The organism is Xenorhabdus beddingii, assembly GCF_002127545.1.
Classification (GTDB): domain Bacteria; phylum Pseudomonadota; class Gammaproteobacteria; order Enterobacterales; family Enterobacteriaceae; genus Xenorhabdus; species Xenorhabdus beddingii.
In genome coordinates this window covers 1-2002 of sequence record NZ_MUBK01000088.1, presented here as the reverse complement: position 1 = coordinate 2002, position 2002 = coordinate 1, and the positions used below count along the sequence as shown (strand labels likewise).

Below are 2002 nucleotides of genomic sequence, written 5' to 3'. Positions count from 1 at the left end.
CTCTATCAAGCACCCGTTTTTTGGATGCTTTGCAGAATTTTGTGAAATAGTTATTTTTGCTCTTTTAAACGCTTTTCTTGTTCACTCTGAAACTGAGCTTTGGCTATTGCCCCTATTGCGTAAATAGAACCCAAAACAAACCAGCCTTGATACACAACAAAAATGACGAATGCAGTATCAGTAAGTATGTCGTAACACCGAAAAGAGGCAGGAATGTGTTTGTAATCTTTAACCAATGAATCCCTACAAAACAAAAACCCTAAGAACTTGATCGCACCAAAAAACCAGCCAGCGAAGTAACCAACATTCACAAATCCCTCTATATGTTGAGTGATACCAATAAATAAAAAGGACGCGATCATTGCGTCCAGAATGATTGCATATATATATTTCATCACTAGATTCTCTTGCCTTTTGGTTTCTCTACCGAATATTTACTCGCCCACGCCTTAGCAATACTCAGGCAATCATCAAACAGCTTGCCTTTTCTGCTTACTGCCGATGAACGGCGGTAGTGTTCTTTCGCCCTGTCACTTGCCATTGCTGCTATAGATGAAGAAAAGCCGAGCTTGGTTAACTCGGCCTGTACGTTCTTCTCTATAAATTGTTCGTGGTTCATGCGGGTTCTTCTCCATCTGGGAAGTCACCGAGGTCACACAGCTTGAACTGAATGAGATCTTTGACCAATTGTTCAGCTTTCTTGATGGCTTTTTTCTCTTTCTTGCGAAGAGTCATCAGGTTACTGCCTTTCTGTCCGTGTTCAGCAAAAGAGAATTTTTCAGCCTGAGCCACTCTATCTTGCATCTGTCTGATAGTGAGGTCAGTCAATCCTGATAAGTCCATCAGGTTGATATCCTTACTGCCTTCCAGTTCCGTCATGTGATCGAACACTTGAGCCTGTAACTCGTAGCTGTAGCTCATCGCCATCAAACAGGCTTCACGCTTGGGGAATTTGTATCCGGGGTAAATCTCGCCGTTCTGTTGGTTCTTTATGGGGTGTGAGAAATTTTTCGCATACCCCTCTCCCAGCACTTTGGGTACTTTCTTAGTAAAATCAGAATGGCGCAATTTTTTGTATTTCTTACAGGGGAATGTTAACCCTTCTGCTTCGGCTTTCGCCTTCCTATCAGCATTGATGTAATCCACCATTTCCAAGCTGGTCATGGTTGGCGCTTCCGTTACGGGAAGGTTTGATTTTTTGGTTTTTACCAATTTCATAGGGTATTTTCCTTATAGAAAATCGAACCTGCTCACACAGAAAAGCCGCCCGCAGAAATACCCATTAGCGGATTTCTCAGGTTCGACTTTCTGTAAGGTTCTGCGTTTTTATTGATGTGCGCGGTGAGTGCGCGGTGAAATGCAGAAACAAAAAAGCCACCAGTGTTAACGGGTGGCAGGGGTTAGCAGTTACTTAAACTTGCCGAGTAATTACGCTTTATTTGTTGTGATATTGATCAAATCTATAAAATCTTGGCACATTTCAATCCGATGCCCGTGATCGTCAACAAAGTTATATTTCTTAAAATGCTCCAGTATCTCTTCGGGACTTTTCCCATATATAGGAGATTTAGAAATTGAATCGAGTTCCTGTTTCATCTTCAAGCCTTCTTTCTGTGGGTTATGAGCCATCCACACTGACATTGGAAATCGGCTTCCATGGCGGTGGCGTATATCAATACTATGGTGTTCCTTCTGGCACGCATCAGGGATTGATGAATGCTCCATCCAAAGGAAAATATTTTCATCAGTACATCAGGACTACTTATCAATATAAAAGGATAATATAAATAATTCAGCGAGGTTAATTGCCTCGCTTTTTACCGACACTGTGTCCTAACATATTCCTGCAACCCCAGAATCATTTGCTCTGAAGTTGCAGACAAGGCTATGTCAGAATGTCGTTGGTTGAGCCACCGCACGAACCCAGCACATAATTCCCTTTTGCAAATCAGTGCGGCCTTCGTTTAACCAACGCATATCAATTTGATGATTTCCCGTTTGC

The 2002-nt window shown here is 42.2% G+C and carries 5 protein-coding genes; 1 reads left to right on the top strand and 4 read right to left on the bottom strand.

What is annotated here, in order from left to right:
* Window positions 1-50: 50 nt before the first annotated feature.
* The 4 genes from Xbed_RS18475 to Xbed_RS19860 form a co-directional block, all read right to left on the bottom strand.
* Window positions 51-398, bottom strand: a complete 348-nt coding sequence (locus Xbed_RS18475) for a hypothetical protein (RefSeq protein ID WP_139837542.1) — start codon at window positions 396-398, stop codon at window positions 51-53.
* The gene (locus Xbed_RS18470) at window positions 398-619 is read right to left on the bottom strand and encodes a hypothetical protein (RefSeq protein ID WP_086114282.1); all 222 of its coding nucleotides are present in this window, start codon (window positions 617-619) and stop codon (window positions 398-400) included. Before Xbed_RS18470 ends, Xbed_RS18475 begins: the two co-directional genes overlap by 1 nt.
* Window positions 616-1218: a dehydroquinate synthase/iron-containing alcohol dehydrogenase family protein gene (locus Xbed_RS20395; protein ID WP_086114281.1), complete on the bottom strand. Its 603-nt coding sequence runs from the start codon at window positions 1216-1218 to the stop codon at window positions 616-618. Before Xbed_RS20395 ends, Xbed_RS18470 begins: the two co-directional genes overlap by 4 nt.
* A gap of 210 nt (window positions 1219-1428) precedes the next feature.
* Window positions 1429-1596, bottom strand: a complete 168-nt coding sequence (locus tag Xbed_RS19860) for a hypothetical protein (protein ID WP_167371953.1) — start codon at window positions 1594-1596, stop codon at window positions 1429-1431.
* 17 nt (window positions 1597-1613) lie between these two features.
* Between Xbed_RS19860 and Xbed_RS18460 the strand changes: the two genes are divergently transcribed.
* Window positions 1614-1787: a KTSC domain-containing protein gene (locus tag Xbed_RS18460; protein ID WP_244182561.1), complete on the top strand. Its 174-nt coding sequence runs from the start codon at window positions 1614-1616 to the stop codon at window positions 1785-1787.
* The last annotated feature ends 215 nt before the right edge of the window (window positions 1788-2002 follow it).